The sequence below is a fragment of the Streptomyces longispororuber genome (assembly GCF_014656095.1).
Classification (GTDB): Bacteria; Actinomycetota; Actinomycetes; order Streptomycetales; family Streptomycetaceae; genus Streptomyces; species Streptomyces longispororuber.
This window is the reverse complement of sequence record NZ_BNBT01000306.1, coordinates 1-2,847: the sequence shown is the minus strand read 5'-3', so window position 1 is coordinate 2,847 and position 2,847 is coordinate 1. Positions and strand designations below refer to the sequence as shown.

3 protein-coding genes are annotated in these 2,847 nt (G+C 73.4%); 1 reads left to right on the top strand and 2 read right to left on the bottom strand.

What is annotated here, in order from left to right:
• Positions 1-108: 108 nt before the first annotated feature.
• A complete protein-coding gene (locus IE330_RS38290) occupies positions 109-387 on the bottom strand; it encodes a DUF5988 family protein (protein ID WP_190140791.1) in 279 nt (92 codons plus the stop codon).
• Between the two features lie 121 nt (positions 388-508).
• Positions 509-1,312, bottom strand: a complete 804-nt coding sequence (locus IE330_RS38285) for a hypothetical protein (protein ID WP_190140790.1) — start codon at positions 1,310-1,312, stop codon at positions 509-511.
• A gap of 135 nt (positions 1,313-1,447) precedes the next feature.
• On the opposite strand from IE330_RS38285, the gene IE330_RS38280 reads away from it, so the two are divergent.
• Positions 1,448-2,847 (top strand): flavin monoamine oxidase family protein (locus tag IE330_RS38280; protein WP_190140789.1); only part of this gene is annotated, 1,400 nt, incomplete at its 3' end.

Sequence of the window (2,847 nt, the reverse complement as noted above, 5' to 3'; positions counted from 1 at the left end):
GGCCGCCACCCATGGGACGGGCGCCCCACCGCAGCGGTGGGGCGCCCTTCCCATGGGTGCCGGTGTGTTCTCCGTATTCCTGGCGGAGCGGTGCTCGGGTGTGCGCCGCTATTCCGCGATTTTCGTGCGGCCGACCCAGCGCAGCTTCAGCGGTCCGGAGGTGTCGCCCGCCGGTGCGTGGGTGCGTACGTCGCCGAACGGGGCCGGCGCGTCGATGAACTCGTAGTGTTCGTAGCCATTCCCGTGCCGAATCTTGATCTTCTCCGGGGAGCAGATCACTTCGTTGAGTTCGGTGAGGACGACAGTTCCGGAAAGGGTGCTCGGGCCGCCTTCGAGGTGGACGGAGTTCAACGTGATGGCGGAGATGGAGTTGTCGATTCCTCGCATGGGTCACCTCTCGTCTTGGCACCTCGGACTCGGAAGAATTGTTCTGTGCCCGCGGCGGCTTCGGATAGCCCCGGGGCACCCCTCAATGACCCCTATGTCGCGGGGCGGTGGCCCGATCTCTTCACGGCCGCACAGCCATCGGCGCGGCTTCCGGGCGACGCGGCGGCCCGGGCGTCAGCGCCACCCCGTCCGCCTCCGGGCGCCCCGCGTCCCCCTGCGCCCGGCCGTTCGCCCCCCGGCGGGCCGGCCGCCGGGCCGGGTCCGTGCCGGCCGCGAGCGCGCTGAACTTCTCGCCCAGCGGCTGGATGACGTTCCTCTCCACCTCGTAGTAGCTCGTCAGCGCGGACAGCGGCACCCGGCGCAGGTGCCAGCGGCCGGTGAGCGTCCGGCCCACCGCCTCGTCCGGCGTGAAGTGGCCGGTCAGCCAGCCCTCGTGCTCGCCGTCGAGGGTGTGCTCCAGGCGGAAGTGGTTGAACAGGCTCTGGGCGGTGGTGCGCACCGTCTCGTGCGGGTCCTGGGGGCGCGGGTCCGCCACACCGAACCAGCACTCGGGCTCCGCCGCGTCCTTGACGTAGGCGTCGTTGAAGCCGAGCCACGGCCAGACGAAGGCGATGTGGCGCGCGTGCGCGGTGCGCACGTCGTCCGCGCGCTCTCCCTCGCCGATCCGGTCTGCGTCGATGTAGAAGCGGCCGAGCCAACTCGGCAGCCACAGGTAGTAGGGGTAGGAGCTGTCGTCCGAGAGCAGATAGCTGTTCGCGTTCGAGAAGAGTTCGTTCCCGGCCACGGGGTGCAGCCGCACGCCGTACTCGGGCAGGCTGAAGCGGACACTCAGCACCTCGAAGAACGACCGTACGTCCTGGAAGTAGGCGGCCAACGTGTCATAGGCACCCGCGGCTTCAGCGGCTATTTCCTTACGGAAGATCATGGTTGTCCCTCCGGCGTGCTCGGGCGTCGCGGCCGGGCCCGAAAAAAGCGCGGCCCCCGCGTGTGTTAAGACGGATACGTGAGCGCGACTGTAGATCAACAGCACCGTGCGGTACACCATGCAAGGGCAAATACCATGACGCTGCGTCAGCATCACGCGGACAACCCGCTGTTCCTCGACACGGCGATAGTGGGGGCCGGAATCGGCGGCTGTCTCCTGGCCGAACGCCTGCTCTGCCACGAGGAATTGCCCACCCCGCCGCCCGGCGGTCAGGTGGCCCTCTTCGAACGCTCCCACCGGGTGGGCGGACGGCTGTGGTCGGTACGGCTGGGACAAGCCGACGGGGGAGCGGCGGACGCGGGCGCAGGGGGCGCGGCAGGGACCGACGGGGGAGAGGGTCGAGGGCCGGACGGGACGGGCCTCGTCGCCGATCTCGGGGCCATGCGGCTGCACCGCGGACTGCGCCGGGTCCTGGAGGTCGTCGACCGCGCCGGACTGACCCCGGACCTCGTGCCCTTCGACTTCGGCCGCCCCGAGAACCTCGTCCACGTCCGCGGCGTGCGCCTGCGCCGGCGCGACCTGGCCGACCCCGCGCGGGTCCCGTACGACCTCACCGGGGAGGAGCGCGGCCTGGACCCGGACGCCCTGGTGCTCCGCGCGGCGGAGCGGCTCGTGCCCGGCTTCACCGGGCTGCGCCTGAGCCACCACGAGGCCCTGGAGCGCGGCGACACGCGCCGGGCCGCGGACACCGCCGCCGCGTTCCGGGCCCGGTGCGCCCGGGCCGCCGTGGCGGGCCTGCCGTCGGCGCGGACGACGTACGGCGAGGCGCTGCGCGCGGTCCTCGGCGCGGAGGCCTTGGCGCTCGTGCACGACACCGGCGGCTACGACACGGGCACGAGCCGCGAGAACGCCGCCGAACAGCTCGGCCTGCTGTTCCGCACCCCGCCCCACGCCGAGTACGTCACCCTGCGGCACGGCATGCAGCGCCTGCCGCTCGCCCTGTGCGGGCGCTTCACGGCCGCGGGCGGCACCCTGCGCCTCGGCCACCGGCTCCTGCGGATCGACCGGGCGGAGCAGCACGCGGGCCCGGCCGGGCAAGGGCGGGGCACAGGGGTGCGCGCGGGCACCGGCCGGGATGCGCCGCGCGCCCGCTACCTGCTGACGTTCGCCCTGGAGGACGCGCGCGGCCGCGCCACCGGTGAGCACGTCCGTGTGCACGCGCGCACCGTCATGCTCGCCCTGCCGCCGGGGGCGCTGCTCCGTCTGGCGCCGGACGGGCTGCCGTTCACCCCGCGGCTGCGCCGGGACCTGGCCGCCGTGGAGGCCGTGCCCGCCCACAAGCTGTTCCTGCTGTACGCCTCGCCGTGGTGGCACGGCCTCGGCATGACGCGCGGGCGCGCCACCACCGACCTGCCGCTGCGGCAGCTCTGGTACGGCGGTACGTGCCCGCCGCCCGGCCCGCCCCGCGCCGGCGGCCCCGGGCTGCTGCTCGCCGCCTACCCGAGCGGGCCCGCCACCGCGGCCTGGGACGCGCT

Bases quoted from the DNA above. Each gene is read 5' to 3' on its own strand.
- IE330_RS38285 (WP_190140790.1), bottom strand. From the start codon at position 1,312: ATGATCTTCCGTAAGGAAATAGCCGCTGAAGCCGCGGGTGCCTATGAC.
- IE330_RS38290 (WP_190140791.1), bottom strand. From the start codon at position 387: ATGCGAGGAATCGACAACTCCATCTCCGCCATCACGTTGAACTCCGTC.